General features: G+C 48.0%; 13 protein-coding genes. 5 read left to right on the forward strand and 8 right to left on the reverse strand.

Annotated features, from left to right (window positions below; genetic code table 11):
- Window positions 1-28: 28 nt before the first annotated feature.
- The 3 genes from ACOMG9_RS14085 to ACOMG9_RS14095 form a co-directional block, all read right to left on the reverse strand.
- Window positions 29-2980, reverse strand: a complete 2952-nt coding sequence (locus ACOMG9_RS14085; protein ID WP_448217325.1) for a TatD family hydrolase — start codon at window positions 2978-2980, stop codon at window positions 29-31.
- Between the two features lie 811 nt (window positions 2981-3791).
- A complete protein-coding gene (locus ACOMG9_RS14090) occupies window positions 3792-4106 on the reverse strand; it encodes an SEL1-like repeat protein (protein ID WP_448217326.1) in 315 nt (104 codons plus the stop codon).
- Window positions 4107-4208: 102 nt separating this feature from the next.
- Window positions 4209-5153, reverse strand: coding sequence for a LysR family transcriptional regulator (locus ACOMG9_RS14095; RefSeq protein ID WP_422138192.1), 945 nt, complete (start codon window positions 5151-5153; stop codon window positions 4209-4211).
- 98 nt (window positions 5154-5251) lie between these two features.
- On the opposite strand from ACOMG9_RS14095, the gene ACOMG9_RS14100 reads away from it, so the two are divergent.
- The 3 genes from ACOMG9_RS14100 to ACOMG9_RS14110 are packed head-to-tail and all read left to right on the forward strand — an operon-like array spanning window position 5252 to window position 8134.
- Complete coding sequence (locus ACOMG9_RS14100) at window positions 5252-6262, forward strand: NADP-dependent oxidoreductase (protein ID WP_448217327.1); 1011 nt, start codon at window positions 5252-5254, stop codon at window positions 6260-6262.
- A gap of 18 nt (window positions 6263-6280) precedes the next feature.
- Window positions 6281-7438 carry an iron-containing alcohol dehydrogenase gene (locus ACOMG9_RS14105; protein WP_448217328.1) on the forward strand — a complete coding sequence of 386 codons (1158 nt, stop codon included), beginning with the start codon at window positions 6281-6283 and terminating at the stop codon, window positions 7436-7438.
- 18 nt (window positions 7439-7456) lie between these two features.
- The gene (locus tag ACOMG9_RS14110) at window positions 7457-8134 is read left to right on the forward strand and encodes a type 1 glutamine amidotransferase domain-containing protein (protein ID WP_422134088.1); all 678 of its coding nucleotides are present in this window, start codon (window positions 7457-7459) and stop codon (window positions 8132-8134) included.
- 486 nt (window positions 8135-8620) lie between these two features.
- On the opposite strand, the gene ACOMG9_RS14115 is transcribed toward ACOMG9_RS14110, so the two are convergent.
- The 5 genes from ACOMG9_RS14115 to ACOMG9_RS14135 form a co-directional block, all read right to left on the reverse strand.
- A complete protein-coding gene (locus ACOMG9_RS14115) occupies window positions 8621-9352 on the reverse strand; it encodes an SDR family NAD(P)-dependent oxidoreductase (RefSeq protein WP_448217329.1) in 732 nt (243 codons plus the stop codon).
- Between the two features lie 123 nt (window positions 9353-9475).
- Window positions 9476-10576: an enoyl-CoA hydratase/isomerase family protein gene (locus ACOMG9_RS14120; protein WP_448217330.1), complete on the reverse strand. Its 1101-nt coding sequence runs from the start codon at window positions 10574-10576 to the stop codon at window positions 9476-9478.
- A 134-nt stretch (window positions 10577-10710) separates the two neighbouring features.
- Window positions 10711-12003 carry a 2-hydroxycarboxylate transporter family protein gene (locus tag ACOMG9_RS14125; protein ID WP_448217331.1) on the reverse strand — a complete coding sequence of 431 codons (1293 nt, stop codon included), beginning with the start codon at window positions 12001-12003 and terminating at the stop codon, window positions 10711-10713.
- Between the two features lie 243 nt (window positions 12004-12246).
- A complete protein-coding gene (locus ACOMG9_RS14130) occupies window positions 12247-15048 on the reverse strand; it encodes an insulinase family protein (protein WP_448217332.1) in 2802 nt (933 codons plus the stop codon).
- A gap of 552 nt (window positions 15049-15600) precedes the next feature.
- Window positions 15601-17160 (reverse strand): AbgT family transporter, encoded by a 1560-nt coding sequence (locus ACOMG9_RS14135; RefSeq protein WP_448217333.1) that lies wholly within the window; start codon window positions 17158-17160, stop codon window positions 15601-15603.
- 653 nt (window positions 17161-17813) lie between these two features.
- Between ACOMG9_RS14135 and pdxH the strand changes: the two genes are divergently transcribed.
- Both pdxH and ACOMG9_RS14145 read left to right on the forward strand, forming a co-directional pair.
- Window positions 17814-18479 (forward strand): pyridoxamine 5'-phosphate oxidase, encoded by a 666-nt coding sequence (gene pdxH / locus ACOMG9_RS14140; protein WP_448217334.1) that lies wholly within the window; start codon window positions 17814-17816, stop codon window positions 18477-18479.
- Window positions 18476-19372, forward strand: coding sequence for a DNA replication terminus site-binding protein (locus tag ACOMG9_RS14145; protein WP_448217335.1), 897 nt, complete (start codon window positions 18476-18478; stop codon window positions 19370-19372). Before pdxH ends, ACOMG9_RS14145 begins: the two co-directional genes overlap by 4 nt.
- Window positions 19373-19491: the final 119 nt, after the last annotated feature.

A 19491-nucleotide genomic window follows, 5' to 3' on the forward strand; every position in this document is an offset into this window, starting at 1 on the left:
ATTTAAGACTCCAGATCTTCGAAATTTTTCAATCATGATCAAATATAGTGAATATCTCCCTGGCATTACGGGTGGTTGCAGCAGCAATCTCTTCAGCATCTACACCCAGTATTACACTCAGTGCATGGACCACATAGGGCAGATTAGCAGGAACATTATCAACTCTTTTTTTACTACCCTTCACAGGATTATCTTTTCGGGGCATCACCTGGAAGGGGCATAAAAAGGGTGCATCAGTCTCAATCATCAGACGATCCCGCAGAACATCCCATCCAACAGTACGCAATGCTTCCACCAGATCTCTGTTGCAGCCACCAGCAATCCATCCTGTAATTCCAATAGAGCACCCCAGATCGATGTAATCTTGCAGAGCCTCGCTATTGCCGGTGAAACAGTGAACGCAGGCCATTTTTTTCACGGGCAGTTGCTCAATATAATCCACCAGAATTTCCTTGAAATCGTCATGAGCGTCACGCTCATGCAAAAACAACGGTTTTTTCATTTCTACAGCCAGTGCCAGCTGCTGCCGAAAAGCTTCTTTCTGATCTTCCACAGGCGAGTATTTTCGATTGTAATCAAGCCCGCACTCACCCACTGCGATGCAGCGTTTGCGATCCTTCTTAAGCATTTTTTTCATCGCCGGGATGCCACCATCTTTCAAAAAGTCTCTGGCATCGTGAGGATGACAACCCACTGTGTAGTATAAAGAACATCGTAAGGCATCAGAGGAATCGCCAATAGCCATTGCCTGATCAGTTTCTCTGCCTGACACAGGGAAGGGTTTCCCCCATTTCATTACCTCATTTTGAACCTGTCTGGATACCGGGATAGACGAACCGGTTAAAATTATAGTGCCGACCCCCGAACGGGCAGCATCAGCAACAACTGCGTGCAAGTTTTGAAACCTACTATTCCCGACCAGATTGGCACCAATATCTATCAGCGGAGTATCATACCGGGGTCTCTCCAGCAGTGATTTCAGTTTTACTTTTGCCCCTTTTTTTGCAGGAATTAACTGAGAACCAGTGGAAGCATCACCTCTGTCAGAATCAGTCCGCTGCAAACCAGCCAGGGTTGAGTTCTGGCGATATCGGAACTTAAGTCCTATGTTAACCAAAGCCTGCTGCCCCTGAGCTGCGCCCTGGCTTGGGTTAGTTCGATGGCGGGCAGCACAGGGTGGATAGTCGGCAACAGACTTGTCTGAGCGCTTTTTCTTCTTGCCTTTCCGTGCTCGTGAATCAGCGACCAACGCCCAGCCTGCTTCCGAACCCTGTCTGTCAGAATGAAGCCTGGCATTTTGTACTTCTTCCCTGTAAGCGTCAGAGACCATGGTTTCAGAGCTCAGTTTGCCTGCTTCTGATGACTGATACCGGGCTGCTGAATTATCAACACCTTTTGCCAGAAGCTCCGGTATTTTCTTTTCTCCTCTCATTCCAGGAGGCGATCCTTTAGTCACTTCCTGCTCATCGAGTTGAGATTCACGATTCAGGCATTTGAGACACTTATTGGAGGCGACAGCAGGTTTATTACAATGTTGGCATAACCCAGTGTTGGGTGCCCCTCCTGACCCATCATCTCCTCCACTCCTTCTTCCACTGCGGCTGCCTTGATTTTGCCGACCATAACCTCTTTGAGATTGGGCATTGGTCGATGGTTTCACACTAAGGTCAGCCATTGCCTTCTCAACCTGAGCGGTTTCTCCGGAGCAACCGATCACTGAGGGGCAATGGCCCGGAAAAACAGATACACTTCGTAATTGTTTAGGACTTAGGATGAACTCTTGCTTTGCATAGCGACTGTAGTCTTCTGGTTGCAGCGATTGTGCCGGGTTGCTGCCCAGGTAATGATCAAATGCAGCTTCCGGATTAGCGGGATTTGCAGACAATGTCAGAAAAAGTTCTGAATTCCGTTCAAGATTTGCCTCCCTTATCCTGTTCCACAGTTCCTGCGAAATTATGATCGCCTGCTCATTCCAACCCTGCCTGATTTTTAGCACAATCCGGTTATCCCAGACCTGTTTTTTAACAGTCTGACCGTTAGTGTCAGGAACAAGCAGCAGCACCATTCTGCTGACCAGTTCACTCACCCATTCAAAAGCGTAAAGTGGGGCTATCCCGTTTCCCGGCCTTTTCTTGAATAAGTCGTCTAAGTCATCACTACCGCCAAAACCGCCACCACCAGAAGAGCTTGCGAATGGCTGACTGCTATCGGCAATATCAGCGGCTCCGGGTATTACAAAAGGGCCATCTAAACGTGTTTTGTCATCGAGATAATCAGGCCCATTTTTTACAGCCTGTTTACTGCGGAAAAAAATTTCGACAAATGATGCTTTTTTGTTTCTGTCAGTAATACTGCCATAATTATTGCTTCTCAAAGGCGACGGTAAACCAGTACTTTCTGAAACTATACTGCTGCATTCCGGCTCTAAAACCCATCCATTCTCATTGTCTTCAATGGACAGAACCAACGACTTATTTCCTTTCGGCAAGCGCCAACTGGCCGAGTACTCATGTTGCCAGTGATCACTGTCTGGCGCCAATGGAACCAGCCTCACTCCCCCGTTTTGTATATCCGGCATAGCCTGGCCCGTCAGAGGCTCTGCAATTACCGGGGGGTGAGGCAAATTTCCCGTTGAAAATGCGGGTGGCGTCCTGAAACAAAAATTAAACAAGTGACCTGGTTGGCCATTGAGGATGATATAAAGCTGATTGCTCTCCAGTTCAGAAATTGTTTTGATGTTCTCGTCAAACGCCTTGCGATCATAATTAAGATGGAGAGGCGGGCTGCCACCTATAAATGACAGTTTGCTAATCCCTTCCGATGTCTCACTCTTTTTTTCAATGGCTTTGGAAGAACTCAACCAACCAGTCCAGCTCAACAGGTTGGTAAATTCAGCACTTTGAGCAACAAACGGCAAAATGACAGACACTACGAACAAGAGAAACAGGTGAGTCATAGTGAGAAATCTTGCTGTTTTCATAATTGGATTTGCCTGCAGGCTTTATAATTGAGACATAACAATAGACCCTAAATTTGAAGATATTTAATTTATCTTCCTTTTGTTTTCGTACCTGTCAGAAAACACTGGTCCTCCAAAAATGGGTTCATACTTCTGTCTAACTATTTGCTAAATTGTCCTAATAAACTTGTCCTTTAGAGTCAATACAATGATACAGAAAGAATATGTACGCTGTGCTGTATTGATTGTCGCACTGGTAATCTGTTCGGCTGCACAGGCAAAAACCGCTGTTTTATATTTTAAAAGCAATACAGATAACAGCTACTGGGCCAAGCACACGGATGAGGGTAAGTGTATGGATGATAATCCTATGGATGATATTGGTTTCAATGGACTTAGAACCCGGGTTCCGCCGGGAGCTGTGACACATATATACTATTCCTCGTCGTTTTTTAACTGCGCATGGCATCAGTCCTGGTTCGATTTCACTGTCAGTGATGTCCAGGGACATGAGGCACTCATAAGATGGTACAAGCTCGCAGATAACATATTACCTTATTTGCGGATACGTAGTGACCCCGACCATCTTATTAAAGACTGGTATTCGACTTATGGTGATGACAGTGTGTCACGGGGAGGATATTTCTCTACAACTATTACCCTAAGCTATTGAGATAGTTGGACAGACTCGCCCCCTAATCCTCCGCCATTATAAAAAGCCCCTGATCAGCATAAAAAGTGGTCAGAGGCTTTTTTCATTTCAATAACTCCGTGCTATCACTGCTGCAGAGAAAATGCTTATGCTGCGCCAGACACTCTTCAGCAACACTTCTCAATTCTTCTTCAACAACTCAAGCTGCAAAATGGACTGTTCAAATCCCTGACCGGCGGCCAATTTATAATAGGTTTCAGAAAGCTCTTTGTTCATGGGGATGCCATGACCCATCTGGTACATTCTGGCCACCCAATGCTGAGCACAGTCCAGCCCATTGTCGGCTTCTACTTTGAGTACCTCAAACGCTTTGGCATAATCACCTGCGATATAGATGGCCAGACCTGATGAACAGCGTTTATTATCTACCATCTGTTCAGCCATCAAATGCAATGGAAATAAAATCAGCAACAGTGCTAATCCTTTAGCCTTCATGTCAAACACTCCCTGTTAGTTATGTGTGCTTCCTATATTGACAGAAAATTAACAAAGAAATGAAATTTTTCTTCTCAAATTTGCGTTATCAACCATAGCTGCTCAAACCGTGCACTCAAGCTGAAGCCGACTGATCTTTTGAGTCAGCTCTTCATAAACAAGCTGCCTGAACCAGATATGAGCCGGTTCTTTCATATACCTCTCATGCCAGATGATTGAGTAGGTAAAAGGCTTTTGCTCCATGGGAAAAGGCAGTATCGCCAATCCATAGTGACTGGCACAGCTTCTCACCAACCCATAAGGTGCTGTCAATATATAATCGGTATTGGCTACCAGAGCCAGTGCGGCAATAAAGTGCGGCACCCTCAGGGCAATTCGTCTGGACAATCCCCGCTCTTCCAACAGGTAGTCAACAGCACCCTTACGCTCCCCCCCCATGGTAATCAGTGCGTGGGAATGGCTGGCATAGCGCTCAATATCCATGCCCTGCTCCAGCAGAGGGTGTGAATCTCTGACAACACAGGCAAACTTGTCCTGACCTATTCCTCGCCCATGAATCATTGCCGGCGCGTCGGTGATAGAGCAGACAGCCAGATCGACATTCTGCTGATCCATCTCATGGAGCAAATGCGAACGCCAGGGCACAATTTCGAGCGAAATTCCCGGAGCCTCACGACTTAGCCTCCTGATGACTTCAGGCAGTAAAACGTGAGCCCCATAATCTGAAGAGGCCATTCGAAAGCTGTGCTCAGACTCTGCCGCTATGAAACGGGGAGGCTCAATTAACTGGCTGATGTCTTGCAATGATTTTTGCAAGTCCAGGGCTATACCCTGGGCCCGTGGTGTCGGTGCCAACCCCTGGGGAGTCCGGGTGAACAAAGGGTCATCAAAAAGTACCCGAAGTCTGGCCAGACTTCGACTGATGGCAGGCTGAGTCAGATTTAATCGACCAGCAGCACGGGTCACACTTCGCTCTTCCATCAGGACCTGCAACACCGGCAGCAAATTTAAGTCGGAAGACGACAGATTATCAACAGGCAAACTCATTACTCACAATCATGATCAATATAACAATGATGCATTGGAGTCATATTGAGTACAACGATAAATTATCCCCTGAACTATCTGTTTCAGGACATTCGTTCATGTTTATAGAGAAAAATTGCGAGATTCATCTTGCCAGACGCCCCGAAGGTTTGCCAGACAGCACCTGCTTCAAACTGGTTTCTCAGCCCGTTGCAGAGCTGAAAGAGGGTGAAGTTCTGGTTAAAAACCTTTGGATGTCTGTTGACCCCTACATGCGTGGACGCATGGTCGATCGCAAAAGCTATGTGCCACCCTTTGCTTTGGATGCCGCCCTCGAAGGTGCAGCCATCGGCGAAGTCATAGAGTCACGAAATCCATCCCTGCCGACAGGTAGCAAAGTGTCCAGCATGAAAGGCTGGCGCGAGTATTTCATTTCTGATGATAAAGACCTTCAATTGCTACCCCAGACAGAAATTGACGATCAGGCCTTCCTGGGAATAATGGGTATGCCTGGCATGACAGCCTGGGTGGGATTAACACAAATTGCAGAACTGAAAAAAGGCGACCGTGTTTTTGTTTCTGCTGCATCCGGAGCAGTAGGGTCGACCGTCTGCCAGATTGCAAAGCTCAAGGGTTGTTATGTTGTCGGCAGTGTTGGCTCCGACGATAAAGCCCGTTACCTGCAGGAAGAATTGAAAGTCGATGCAGTGGTCAATTACAAGACCGTACCTGACCTGGCGAATGCCATTGCCGAAGCCTGCCCTGAAGGCATTGATGTCTATTTTGACAATGTCGGCGGCCAGCACCTTGAAGCCGCCCTCAATCTAATGAACGATCATGGACGTATAGCTGTATGCGGCATGATAGATCAATACAACTCAACTGCTCCTGTTCCCGGACCAGCCAATCTGGCTCAGATAATTGTAAAAAAACTGAAAATGCAGGGCTTTATTGTGTTCGAACATTGGGAGCATTACCCCGAGTTTGTCCAACAGATGGGCCACTGGATACAGGAAGGCAAGATCTCCTGGAAAGAAACGGTTTTTGAAGGTATCGAGCAGGCCCCTGAAGCTTTTCTCGGGCTTTTCTCTGGCATTAATACCGGCAAAATGCTCGTTAAACTCAGCTAATCAGTATTAGGTTTAATCATGAAAAACTTTTCATTTCACAACCCAACACGCATTCACTTTGGCAAAGGCATGATCGCCCGTATTGCTGATGAAGTCCCTCGTAATGCCAGAATTCTGATCACCTATGGCGGTGGTAGCATTAAAAAGAACGGCACTCTTGATCAAGTCAGGGAAGCCCTGAAAGAGCATACGTCCATTACCGAGTTTGGCGGTATTGAGCCTAACCCTTCCTTTGAAACACTGATGGAAGCGGTTGCTCTGGCAAAACAGGAAAACATTGATTTCTTGTTGGCCGTAGGTGGTGGCTCGGTCATTGATGGCACAAAGTTTATTGCCGCAGCCATTCCATTTGAAGGAGATCCCTGGACCATTCTCAGTGAGCACGCCAGGATTCATCAGGCCATACCTGCTGGCAACGTTCTTACCCTTCCGGCAACAGGCTCGGAAAGTAACTCAGGGTCAGTTATTACCCGCAGAGCCACCAATGACAAGTTGGCTTTTAGCAGCCCCGAAGTCTTTCCACAATTTACTGTGCTGGATCCGGAAACCACTTATAGCCTTCCGCAAGGCCAGACCGCTAACGGTGTCGTAGACGCCTTTGTCCACGTAATGGAGCAGTATCTGACGACCCGCGAAAATGCCCCTGTTCAGGATCGCTATGCCGAAGGTTTGCTGTTAACCCTGATTGAGCAAGGCCCGGTTGTACTCAAACAACCCCGGGAATATGAATCCAGAGCCACCATCATGTGGGCTGCAAATCAGGCCTTGAATGGTCTGATTGGCGTGGGTGTGCCCCATGACTGGTCTACTCATATGATTGGCCACGAGATCACTGCCCTGTTTGGCCTCGACCATGCCCAGACACTGGCCATCGTGCTCCCCTCAGTGATGCATGTCATGAGAGAAGAGAAAGCGTCCAAGCTGCTTCAGTATGCTGACAGGATCTGGGGCATTAAGGAAGGCAACGACCAGGAGAAGATGGATTCAGCCATCAGCAAAACCCGCGAATTCTTTGAACAGATGGGTATTAAAACGCGTTTGTCCGATTATGGCATTGAGGAAAGCGCCATCGCTGACCTTGTTGATCAGCTGAAACGGCACAAAATGACTGCACTGGGAGAAAAGCAGAATATTACTCCTGAAGTTGCCACCAAAATTCTCAGGCATGCCGCCTGACCATATGGAGATGAACTTATGAAGGTGTTATTCGTCCTGACATCCCATGACAAGCTGGGAGATACAGGTGAGAAAACGGGTTTCTGGATCGAGGAGTTTGCAGCGCCCTACTATGTGTTTGCGGATCACAATGCCGAGGTAACCCTCGCATCCCCGAAGGGTGGCCAGCCGCCCATTGACCCCAAAAGTGCCCAACCGGACTCTCAGACTGCAGCCACAAAAAGGTTTGATTCGGACGGTGCCCTGAAAAACAAGCTGTCAAATACCTTAAAGCTGTCTGAGGTTTCTGCTGACGAATACGATGCCATCTTTTATCCGGGTGGCCATGGCCCTTTATGGGATCTGGCCCATGACAAAAACTCTATAGCCCTGATAGAAGCATTCGCGAAACAGGGAAAGCCTGTCTCTGCCGTATGTCATGCACCAGCCGTTTTGCTGAATGCAAAGAAAGGAGACAATACACCACTGATCAGTGGCAAGAGAGTCACCGGTTTCAGCAACAGCGAAGAGGCCGCTGTAGGTTTAACCGATGTGGTTCCCTTTCTTCTGGAAGATGAGCTCAAAAACAAGGGAGGCCAATACAGCCAGGGAGATGACTGGTCACCCTACTGTATTACCGATGGTTTACTGGTAACCGGGCAAAATCCAGCTTCTTCAGAAGCTGTTGCAGAAGTTGTCCTGTCGATGCTCAGCTGACGCTGGCATTGTAGCAGCCTGTCGGACTTGAGCGTCCGTAGCGAGGATTGCAAGAAATTGAGGATAAAAATCTCTGTTTCTGAGGAGAATAGCGAGCTATTTGACGAAGAAACAGAGATTTTTAGACCAATTTATTGCAACCGCAGTAGGACAGTCTTAAGTCCGACAGGCTGCTAGGAGCCTGACCGAGAATAGCGCCCGTAGCGAGGACGGCAGAAAATTGAGGATGAAAATTCGGTTTTGTGAGGAGAATAGCTAGCTATTTGACGAACAAAAGCGGATTTTCAGACCAATTTGCTGCCGCCGCAGTAGGGCAGCTATTCTCGGTCAGGCTCCTAGGCCTGCTTTGGTATTCTCTTTTCAAAGCAGGCTTTGGAAACAGCCACTCTCTTCTCTTATGAAGTAACCTGACCAACAATGCCTCTGACCAACAATGCCTCTGACTATCAATGCCTCTGACTATCCGGGAAAATCAATACTAATTAACTACCAGGGAATCAGGGAGCCGTCGTATGCTAGAAACTGACCAGTCTGCTCAGAACTTAAACGACGAATCACCTCCAACATCCGCTGGGCTGAGTGCTGCGAAGAGAAGAGTTTTTCGGGTGGAACATTTTTTTTAAATGGCTCGGTAAGCTGAGTATCTACCGTTCCGGGATGAATGGCCACAATACAACCATCGGGCTTTTTCCTTCGCCACTCATGGCTGAGTGTCTTCAACACCATATTAAGAGCCGATTTCGATGCCCTGTAGCTGTACCAACCCCCCACCCTGTTATCTTCAATACTACCCACCCTTGCAGACAGTGCAACAAACCGGGGGCATTCACTGCCTTTAAAATTTTTCAGGAAGTAACGGGCCAAAAAAAGTGTCGACAGAACATTCACAGCCATTGTTTTGTGAAAAAAATCTGAATCTATCTGAGTAATCGATTTTTCAGGCATCTGAGTGGGAGTATGCAGCATTCCCGAAGCATTGATAATCCAGTCAATTGGCCCAACGCTATCGGCAAGCTGTTCAACGGAATCGGCATCGGTAAGGTCTGACCTGTGCCATTGAACGGAGTTTACGGAATTATTATTTTCTGGAGAGTTTTTGGAATCCGGAGAGCTTCTGAAAAAAGTGGCATGTACTTGCGCTTCTGGCATTTCATGCACGATCTCTTCGACAAAGGCCCGACCAATTCCACCACTGCCACCAGCAACCAGTATTTTCATAGAAGCCTCAATTAGATGCGTCACTCATCCTACGCATTCCGATGAATCTGGATCACATTTTATCGCAATAATCAATTTCAACTGGCTCCCGCGCTCCACATGGGAACCAGCTACCGATATACATCAGAGATTAGACAATGGATTGGCTGACTCTCCCCAGGGGGGGGTAAACATTTCGACTACTTTTTCCTGAGGAACCTCTTCAATCACTGGATAAGCCCATTGTGGCTGATTATCCTTATCCACCAGAAGCGCTCTGACCCCTTCCTGAAAATCGCCTTTCAGCACACAGTTGATGGAGAGCAAGAGTTCACTCTGAAAGACTTCCTTCAAAGAGACATGCCGACTCTTTTTAAATTGCTCGTAGGCAACCACAGCCGACAGAGCCGAACCCGTCAGAGCTATATTGCGTGCCTGCTCAAGCCAGCTGTCTTCTGTTTCCAGCGCTTTCAGATCAGCAATGATCGCCGAAAAGTTTGACTTGTCCATCATTCGGGCTATTAAATCACGGTGTTCCCTGATCTTGGAGTAAGGCAACCAGCCAGCACTGTTATCTGCATAATATTGAACAACATCAGAGGTCACCTGATAATGGTCTCCGGACCAGTCAGCCTCCTGAAGTGATTCCAGCACATTTTTTCTAAAGGCATGATCAATAAATCGGTTAGCCAGACCCAGGTACATAGCATCCGCAGGATTTAAACGACACCCGGTCAAAGCCATAAACAGACCAATTTTTGCGGGCAGGCGATTCAAGATCCATGAACCACCGACATCCGGATAAAGTCCTATCGTAATTTCAGGCATGGCCATAACAGAAGTGTCGGTCACTACACGAAAGTCTGCCCCGGCCATGAGGCCAAAACCGCCCCCCATAATGACTCCGTTACCCCAGCAGATCACGGGTTTTCGGTAGGTATGAATCAGGTAGTCAAGACGGTATTCTTTTTCAAAAAACTGCCCCGGGGCACTGGTATCCCCATCAAGAACACTTTGCCTGAGAGAACGGACATCTCCACCCGCACAAAACGCTTTTTCCCCAGCCCCCTGAAGAAAAATACAGACGATTTTGTTGTCTTCCTGCCATTCACTGAATTGTTCATAAAGGCTGTCTAACATCGCTTTGTCGAGAGAGTTAAGATTGCCCTCAGCATTCAGAGTGATAACACCAACTTTATGCCCGGAGGCTGTATCAAGCCTGTCAAATAGGACCTTTTCGGTCATTTCTTCTTCTCCTGCAATGACCGGCGATAAACCGTTCAATCGTTATTCTGTGCTCACCCAGGGTCACTGGATAGGTAGTTCTCTCACTGATCCACTATATGAGACCAACGTGGGCTTTTCAAACCTGATCTGATCTACATCAACCACACCAGTGCATTTGCCGATAGCAAAATAAAGGCCCCTCCTATTCTTGAAGAGACCTGTGCATAGGGCATGAGATACATACGACGGCTGGCTGATAATACCGCCACATCTCCGGTTCCCCCCATATTTGCCATACACAGCCCCGCCGTTACAGAGGCTTCTATGGGATAAAAACCCAGTATTTTTCCAGCCAGTCCTGCACCCAGTATGGCCCCTGTGACAGTCGTCACTACCAGAATGAAATACTGCAAAGAGATCACTTGTGCAATCTGATGAAGATCCGTAAAGCCTATTCCTATACAGGCAAGTAAAGCAGGCGTAAGAGACATCACCATAAAATCGCCCCACAGAGCAGCTCCTTCTTCAACGCTGGAAGGAAACACTCCCAGCGCTTTGACAAGGCCGACAGAGAAAATCATTAAGGCGTAAGGATGCAGAGAAATGAACAGACTGAGCAAATAACCTAAAACATAGAAACCGCTCGCAACAAAAAGTCCGATCCCTATCTTCGCCAGATCGGGAACAGGCTCGACTTTATCTTCATGGGGCTCTTCATGGGGAGTGGCCTTCTGACTTTTCATCAGTTTGCCATTGCCTGTCAGACCGGGCTTGATCTTGCCCAGCCTTTCCAGCAACCCCGCTGCAATAATGGCGACCAGATTACCCAGTACAACCGCCGGGACCATTTTTGACAAAACCGTCGTAACGTCGGAGTTCAGAATATTGGCAAAGATCTCTGCCAGCGGGACAGCTCCAGCACCCATACCGCCACCCATGATGGGCAGTCCAACATAGAAGACAGCTTCAACAAAGCCAGTACCAATGAGCATACCTGCCAGCCCCACCAGAGTAATGGCACCCAGAACACCGCCGACGATCACCGGTAAATACCAGAGTGCTGATCGCAGCAGCAGCTGCCTGTCCATACCGAACAAACTGCCGGTAATAAGGCCTGATATAAACAAAGTGAGAAAACCCTGATTTCGGACAAAATCAGAGACACTGTCACTGGTCTCGGCTGGAATACCCCCCGTCGCTACCATCAGGCTGGAGCCAAAAATGATGACAATCGGCCCTCCGCCCAAATAGTTACGAATCCAGCTCAAACGTTCGCCAAGGGTATTGAGCAGAGCACCCAGAGCCATAATAAAAGGAATCAGTCCGACCATCCCGGTTGGCAGGTGACCGGTACAACCGGCAGCAATCACAACCACACCAGGCAAACTCAGCCAGAACAGCATCGCCCGCCGGGGTGATCGCCTCCCTACCTGCTGCAACAACATTTCATCAATAACCGTCGCTATGCGTTAGTTTTACGATGTCTCTAACTAATAGCAAAGTTGGGAAATAGTGGTGCTTTTTCAGGGAGACATTTTCTTCGGGCAGAAAAAAACCGGGAGATTTTCAAGGTGGGCTTCAAGAAAAGTGCGGCGGAACTAATTCGTTATTCCGATTATCCATGAGCTTGAGAAATTCTTTTGGAATAAACCCAGGCCAGAGAATTAGTCTGGCCTGGATACGAGAACTCAGCTTTCCCCTTCCGCCTGAGCTTTGCCAACAGACTCTACAGTCAATCTTCCCTTATCTTCGAGAAGGGTATCCAGCGCCTGCTGAATCTCCTTAACAGAGACGGTCTTCACTTCTTCAGCAATAAGCTTCTGGAAATCAAAACCGGCTTCCTGACCATCCAGGGACTGCCAGAAACGGGAGCTGCGTTCATCCAGGTTGGCATCTTTTTTCAAAAGATCACCCAACAGGCCCTGACGATACTGCTCTAACTCTTCATCGGTCAGGGATTTTATCTTCTCTTTCTGGCCCTTAAGAAAGGCTTCTACCTTCTCCTCAATACCTTCCGGCCCGAGCACGGGAGATTGCACCACAAAGATTAAGCCGGGATGACGTTCAACAGGACGGGGACCAGCAAAGACGATGTAACCCAGCTGCTGCTCAGTCCGCAATTGGTTGAAGAAGGGGGTCGCCAACAATCTTCCCAGCAGGGAGTACACGGCACGATCTCTGTCATTAGTACCAGGGCGCTGGTAGTAAGTGATATAGAGAGAGTCATTGTGGTTAAAGTCAGTCTTGATGGTGCGCTTCTTATCCTTCAGAAGATTAAGAGGCTGCCTGAATTGACGGCCACGGTTGTCTTTCGTTAACAAAGCTTTTTCCACCAGCTCAGCCAGCTTCATAGCCTCTTGTGAACTGTGGTTTCCATGGACCAGCATCTGGATATAAATTGAACGATAGAAGTCACTGGCAAACTGTTTAACATCACTGAAGGTCACCTTTTCAGCGGCTGCCAGTAACGTCTTATCGTCACGATAGGTGGGATAAAGTTCCTGGCTCAAACGATCCATACCCAGTCGATAGGGTGGCTGGAACTGCTTGTTTTTGAGCCTTCTGATCAGCAGCGCCTTCTCCTGGTCAAAACCGGCCTGATCGGGGTTGAACTGCCTGATGGCCTTGAGAATGTCTTTTAGCAGAAGCTCCTGCTTATCCTGATAGCCAGACAGCGCAATGGTCAGCCCTTCCCGGCTGGATGAAACACCGTAGTTCAGGCCCGCTTCTTTGGCTGGGTAGCCGTATTCATTCAGACTTCGTCTCAGGAGGACGCTGTAGAGTTGCATCTCTACGAGATCGGCTTCTGTTTCGGAAGCCTTCCCGGAGGATATCTTGATGCGAACATTGGCTTTGGGCACTTCAAAGCTGCTGTCTGTCATACTCCAGACTTGAAAGCCGGGCTCTTCCAGTAACACCCCGGGCTTATCACCGGAACTGCTTTCACGCAGCTTCAAATCCCGGGCAATAAAGTCATTAGGCTCGGGAATGGTCATTTCTGCATGAACCTGAGGCGATAAAAGTTGCTTCACCAGGGTATCAGACAGAGGTTTGATACTGTAATGAGTCTTGAAATAGGGCTCGACCTGATCCGTTTCAAGGCCTCTGGCAATAACAACCTGCCTCATGTTCGAAGGCTTCATTTGATCAAGCAGATCACTGATCAGCTCGCGATCAAAGTCTTCGTAGAGGTAGCTGGTCCGCAAAATATCCTGAGGCGGGATATCGTGAATGCGAGAAGCCAGTCCGGATGCGGTCTGCTGTGGATTGGCATCTTCCTGGTAACGGAATCCCAGTTCTGCCAGCTGACGAGCTTCCTCGTATATCCGGAGCTCCAAACCCTGTTTGCGAACCAGATCCAGATAATCAAACACCAGGGCAGTCATCTCGTCGACCTGCTCCAGACCTTTTGGAGTCAACTCCATTCGAACCGTGAACTCACTGAACTCTCCGGGTAAATGGCTGGAATAAGAAGACAGCGACTCTATCAGACCACGCTCCTTCAAATAACTGTGCAGACTGCCCTCACCTTCATAACCCAGTATTCTCGCCAGATAGCCCAGAGGCTTCTTGCGGTAATTCTCATATTGACTGGGCATTGGAAAGCTCAAAGAGAGTACCCGGACGTCTTTTAGAGGTACCAGATCAATACGAACACCCAGCTGCTGAGGTGTATAGGGAGCAAGACCAATATGAGTGTCCGGCGACTGGCCTTCAGGTACTCCGGCAAAAGACTCTTTTAACCAATTTTCCAGAACATCTGTTGATTCCCTGCCATAGATAACAACTCCGATATTCTCGGCTACATAGTAGGCATCGTGAAACCTCTTAAGGTCTTTCCAGAGCGACCTGCCGTCTTCATTGGCAAGGGTTTCCAGACTGCCGATATTGAAACGACTGCGAGGGTGAGCCGGATTTGAAGTAGCATTCTGAGCTGTCATCAGACGCCAGCCATCTTCATTGGCATGAAGCTTATATTCTGAATCAACCGCATTACGCTCACGATCAACATAAGCAGGATCCAGCGTAGGGGAGACAAAAAACTGTGCCAGCTGATCCAGCGCAGGTCTCAGCTTGTCACTGTTAATATCGAAGAAATAATTGGTTCGGGTATCAGCCGTATAGGCATTGGCACTGCCGCCATTGGCCCGGATGTATTCAAAATACCCATCCACTTCCGGGTATTTTTCATTGCCCAGAAACAACATATGTTCAAGAAAATGAGCCAGCCCCAGACGATTGTCCGGGTCCTGGAAACTACCCACTTTCACATCCACTGCGGCAGCGGCCTTATCGGTATCCGGATCAGAAATCAGAAGAGCCTTGAGACCATTGTCCAACTCGACAAAACGGTAGTCCCGATCATCCGCTGGACTTTTCACCACCACCCGACTTTTTTCCATTGCATCACGTTCAGCTGTCACTGTACACCCACTTGCCAGTATCGTTGCCAGCACTCCCACAATCAGAGACATGTGCTTTCGTAGCATAAAAGTTCCCACACCTTCTAAAGGTCTTGATCCCAGCTGAATACTTTCTGCAGACAGGGCTAATTATCAAGCACTGAGACAGCCAATTTACCATCCTTTTACTGTTCGCAAAGATGTCCGTATAGACGCACGTACAAAGGGTGCCTGTATTTATATCTATTTTTCTATTCGTCAAGATTTTAAACCAGAGTACAAAAGTAGCAGTCGTAATCTAATTACACTTGTACCACAGAAAGGATTAAAGGTTCGAGTATTAAGTACTCAGCCATACGGAATCGAATATTTCTGGCTTATTGGGCAGGTGCTCTGCAAGGCGCAACGACGGGCACATAGCAAGCTATGTGACCAGAGTTGCAACGCATCACGACTGCATGGATGCAGGAGCTAGAGCAACGCAGGAGCAGTTGCCGCGAGTGCCTGAACAATAAGTCAGAAAATATGATTTCGTATGGTTGAGTACTTATACCAATCAAACTTTCTAACGCCCTGTTGCGCTGAAGATTTGAAAATAAAGAAAACCAGCCCTGAAGGCTGGTTTTCTTCTTTGAGGGATCAGAAGCCCAGGGGAATATTGAAGGCGAAGAACCCTATCAATGCAGTCGTCCAGATAGTGATAAAGGCAATGGAATAAGGCATCATGATTCCGATCATGTCACCAATGGACAGATCTGGCTTGTACTTCCTCATAAAGGCCAGAATAACACCCGCATAAGTCATCATCGGTGTAATAATGTTGGTGGAAGAGTCAGCAACACGGAATGCTGCGGCCACCAGATCAGGAGTCATCGCCGGGTTAGCCTGGTAAAGCATAGGTACGAAGATTGGACCCAGCAGCATCCACTTGGATGTCAGGCCGCCGACAAACAGGTTGATGACTGCGGTGGTGATAATGAAGCCAATGATCAAGAGAATTGGGAAATTATCCAACCCCAGGAACTGAAGGAAACTCGCTCCCAGAAAGGTAATGTAGGTCCCCAGTCCGGTAAAGCTCAACAGGGCCAGAAAGTTGTAGCAGAAGAAGGTCAACACCAGTACATAGCCGACAGTATTCATCTGCTTGACCATGGCACTGATAACATCCTGCATAACCTTGAATTTACCTGTCGATTTGCCATAGCAAACACCCACAATGAGGAAAGTCATGGTAATCATCAGGATGATGTTATTAAGGAATGGGTTGACCACCTTACCGGCTTCATTGGTGTATTCAGCCAGCGGCCCCATTGCCAGACCTGTCATAATGGCAATGGAAACCAGCAGTCCAAAAAATGCGGCCTTCAGGCCCTTGTTCTCAGCTTTGGTGACTTCGAAATTAGTGATATCCAGATCTTCAGGTATCTGATAATCCATTTTCTCAAGTTTGGGAGTAACAAACTTATGGGTCACCCAGGCACCCACAGTCGCCAGGATAAAAGTCGATGCAAAAATAAAGAAATAGTGCATGGTGGCAGGCGTCAGTGCTTCACCGGCTGCGTTAGTGAAAGGCACTCCCTGAGATTCAGCAAAAATCTGAGCATTGACACCAACGATAACATCCACCGGAGTAGCAGGCAGCAGATTCGCACTGAACCCGGCAGAGACACCGGCAAACGCTGCCGCCATGCCAATCAGAGGATTCTTGCCGAGGCCCGCATACAAAAGGCCTGCCAGTGGAATCAGAACCAGATAACCGGCATCGGTGGCTACACTGCTCATGATGCCAATGAATACCAGCAAAGCAGGCAGGTATTTATCGTTCACTTTAAGACCGGCCTTCTTGATCAGGGTGGATAGAAGACCAGAGTTTTCTGCAACACCGACCCCCAACATAACAATCAGGATGATGCCAAGAACGCCGTGACCAAAGGACAACCAGTTTGTCAGAATGGCATTTTCAAACATCCAGCGGACATTTTCTGTGGTCAGCATGTTTTTGACAGTATGAACAATCTGACCACCATCAGCGCCCATAACTTCAAAGCTGTGGCCTCCCATCAGGAAAGAACCTGCCAGAGTCAGGCCGAATAACCAGATAAAGATGATGACCGGGTCAGGTATTTTTTTTCCGATTCTTTCAATAATGGACTTCTTGCCGTCATTGGCAGAAGGTGCGACCGTTGACGTTGTGCTCATTAAAACCAGCCTGTTTAACAAGAGTTAAATACCTAACCAGGTATTCGTATTTTTCATTTGCCCTTTCTCAGGGTATAGGAAGCCAAAGGCCTGAGGGCCCTTCCCTTCTGAAAGGAATTGGAAAGACAGGATTAAGGTATTAAGTATGTTTGACTTTAATTTCAGTCAGAATGACTTGGATTAAATCAATTACCCTACCTCAAGGGACAGGGCATGAAGTGAGTTCTGTGGTCCGTTCACCGCATCGACGGAGAAAAACCCTCAGAGATGAAACCCTTCCACCTTCAAGCATCTGCCCCCACACACCATTATAATCTTGAACAAGAGGCTGTATTCTCATTGATATAGACCAGCTCAACAAATCGTATTAATACCAATGAACACAGTACTTTCAACCAATAAAAACTCGCACAACGAGAAATAAACCAGAACTTCAAATAAAAACAAAGTAATACCCTATTCACAAATGCGGCCTTTTAAAAAAACACGTGTAATCGGGGCATTAGGTTAACGGTGTCGTTAATCATTTTCTATTAACTAATACCCAAAATGGTATCGCACTTCGACAAGCCCAATGCAAGGGTTCAGGTCTTAAGTACAACGCCACTGATCAGAGTTGACAGCGGTTTCACGACCTGACCGGTTCATATACAATGAACTCACTGCATCAGCGAAGTATGAACATGGATATCAGCCATCTGCGAGAGAATTACACCCAGGCGGGTCTCGATCTGGACTCTCTTGATCCCGATCCATTCCAACAGTTTGACCTGTGGTTTCAACAAGCGGTCGAAGCACAACTGCCTGAACCCAACGCCATGAGCCTGGCAACAACATCCAGAGATGGTTTACCCAGCCTGCGCACCGTCCTGCTGAAATACGTAAGCCCCGAGGGCTTTGTCTTTTTCACCAACTACAGCAGTCGCAAGGCTCAGGACATTGCCGACAACCCCAATGTAGCCATTATGTTTCCCTGGGTTGCCCTGGAAAGACAGGTCACTGTTCGGGGTCGGGCCGAAAAGATTTCCAAAACCGACTCGCTAAAATATTTCGCCAGCCGCCCTCACGGCAGCCAGTTGGGAGCCTGGGTTTCACAGCAGAGTTCAGTCATCACTGGCAGAAAAGTGCTTGAGATGAAGCTGGAAGAAATGAAAAGAAAATTCAAGGAAGGCAAGGTTCCTTTACCGGATTTCTGGGGGGGCTATCGGATCATCCCTGAAGCCATAGAATTCTGGCAGGGGCGCCCCAATCGTCTGCACGACCGTTTCCTGTTTAAACGAACAGAATCCAACTGGTCAATAGAAAGGCTGTCACCATGAGTCAGAAGACGGCGGCCAGGATTGCCGTCAGAGACACCCTGATTCATATGGTGACCGTCAACAGACAGTTTCGTGATCAGGTCTATGATGACCAGCTCCTGCCCGTTTGGGTTATGAAATCCCCGGACGAGGACAAGAATGACCGTGCTCTGGCGGCAGAAACCAGCACCCGACTGATCTATACCGATCAGCAAAACAAACAGGAGACAGCCCGACTGCCCGGAATAGTTGGCATTGCCAAAGAAACGTTGCAGACGGGTATAAAACTTAACGAAGCCCGGGAAAGCTTCAAACAGGCCATGTCCGAATTCAGGAAACTCTACGGAGACAGTATTGAGGCCATTGAAGAAACCTCGGACGAGATCAGGGAAAAAATGCTGGGCGGCTTGCAGTTTGCCCACATACATTTCGTCCAGAGTTACCGTCAACTAAAACTCTTTGAGACTCCACCCCGTCGCATTGGCTTCAGCTGGGCAGCCCACCACAGCGGCTCTGTGAAGCTTTCTGCAAATGAGGCGATTGATCACCTGCGCAAGAAATACCTGACTTCCAACGCCATCCAGACAGACATCCAGATGCTTGAGCAGATGCCTGCCGCTGAGACCGTTATTATTAAAAGAATGCTGAGCCCTCATCTGCGTGCCAACCTGACCTGGGCAAAGGATATTGAGCAACTGAGAAAAACGGATAAAGATTTTCGCAAACTCTATCCTGGCCAGATCAATACGCCCCTGCCTGTTTTTGTCCAGCTGGAAAAAGGCCAGCCATTACCAGAGTTCAACCGGATCAAACCTTTTGACCCCTCTGCGAAACAGGAGCGACTCACACGCAGTGACACCAGACTGGTGAAAATCTCGGAAAACCCGCACTCTCGAATTTATAAATATGCCTGAACGTGCCTGCTCATCAAAAATGCTTTTCGCTTCGGCCCGGTTTTCCATGGCAATGGCAGGGGCCAGATTCTGATCCCGGTAATGGTTGCGCAGACGTTCTTTTTCGGCATCGTCGGCCT

It is taken from the genome of Endozoicomonas sp. PH6C (genome assembly GCF_059322965.1).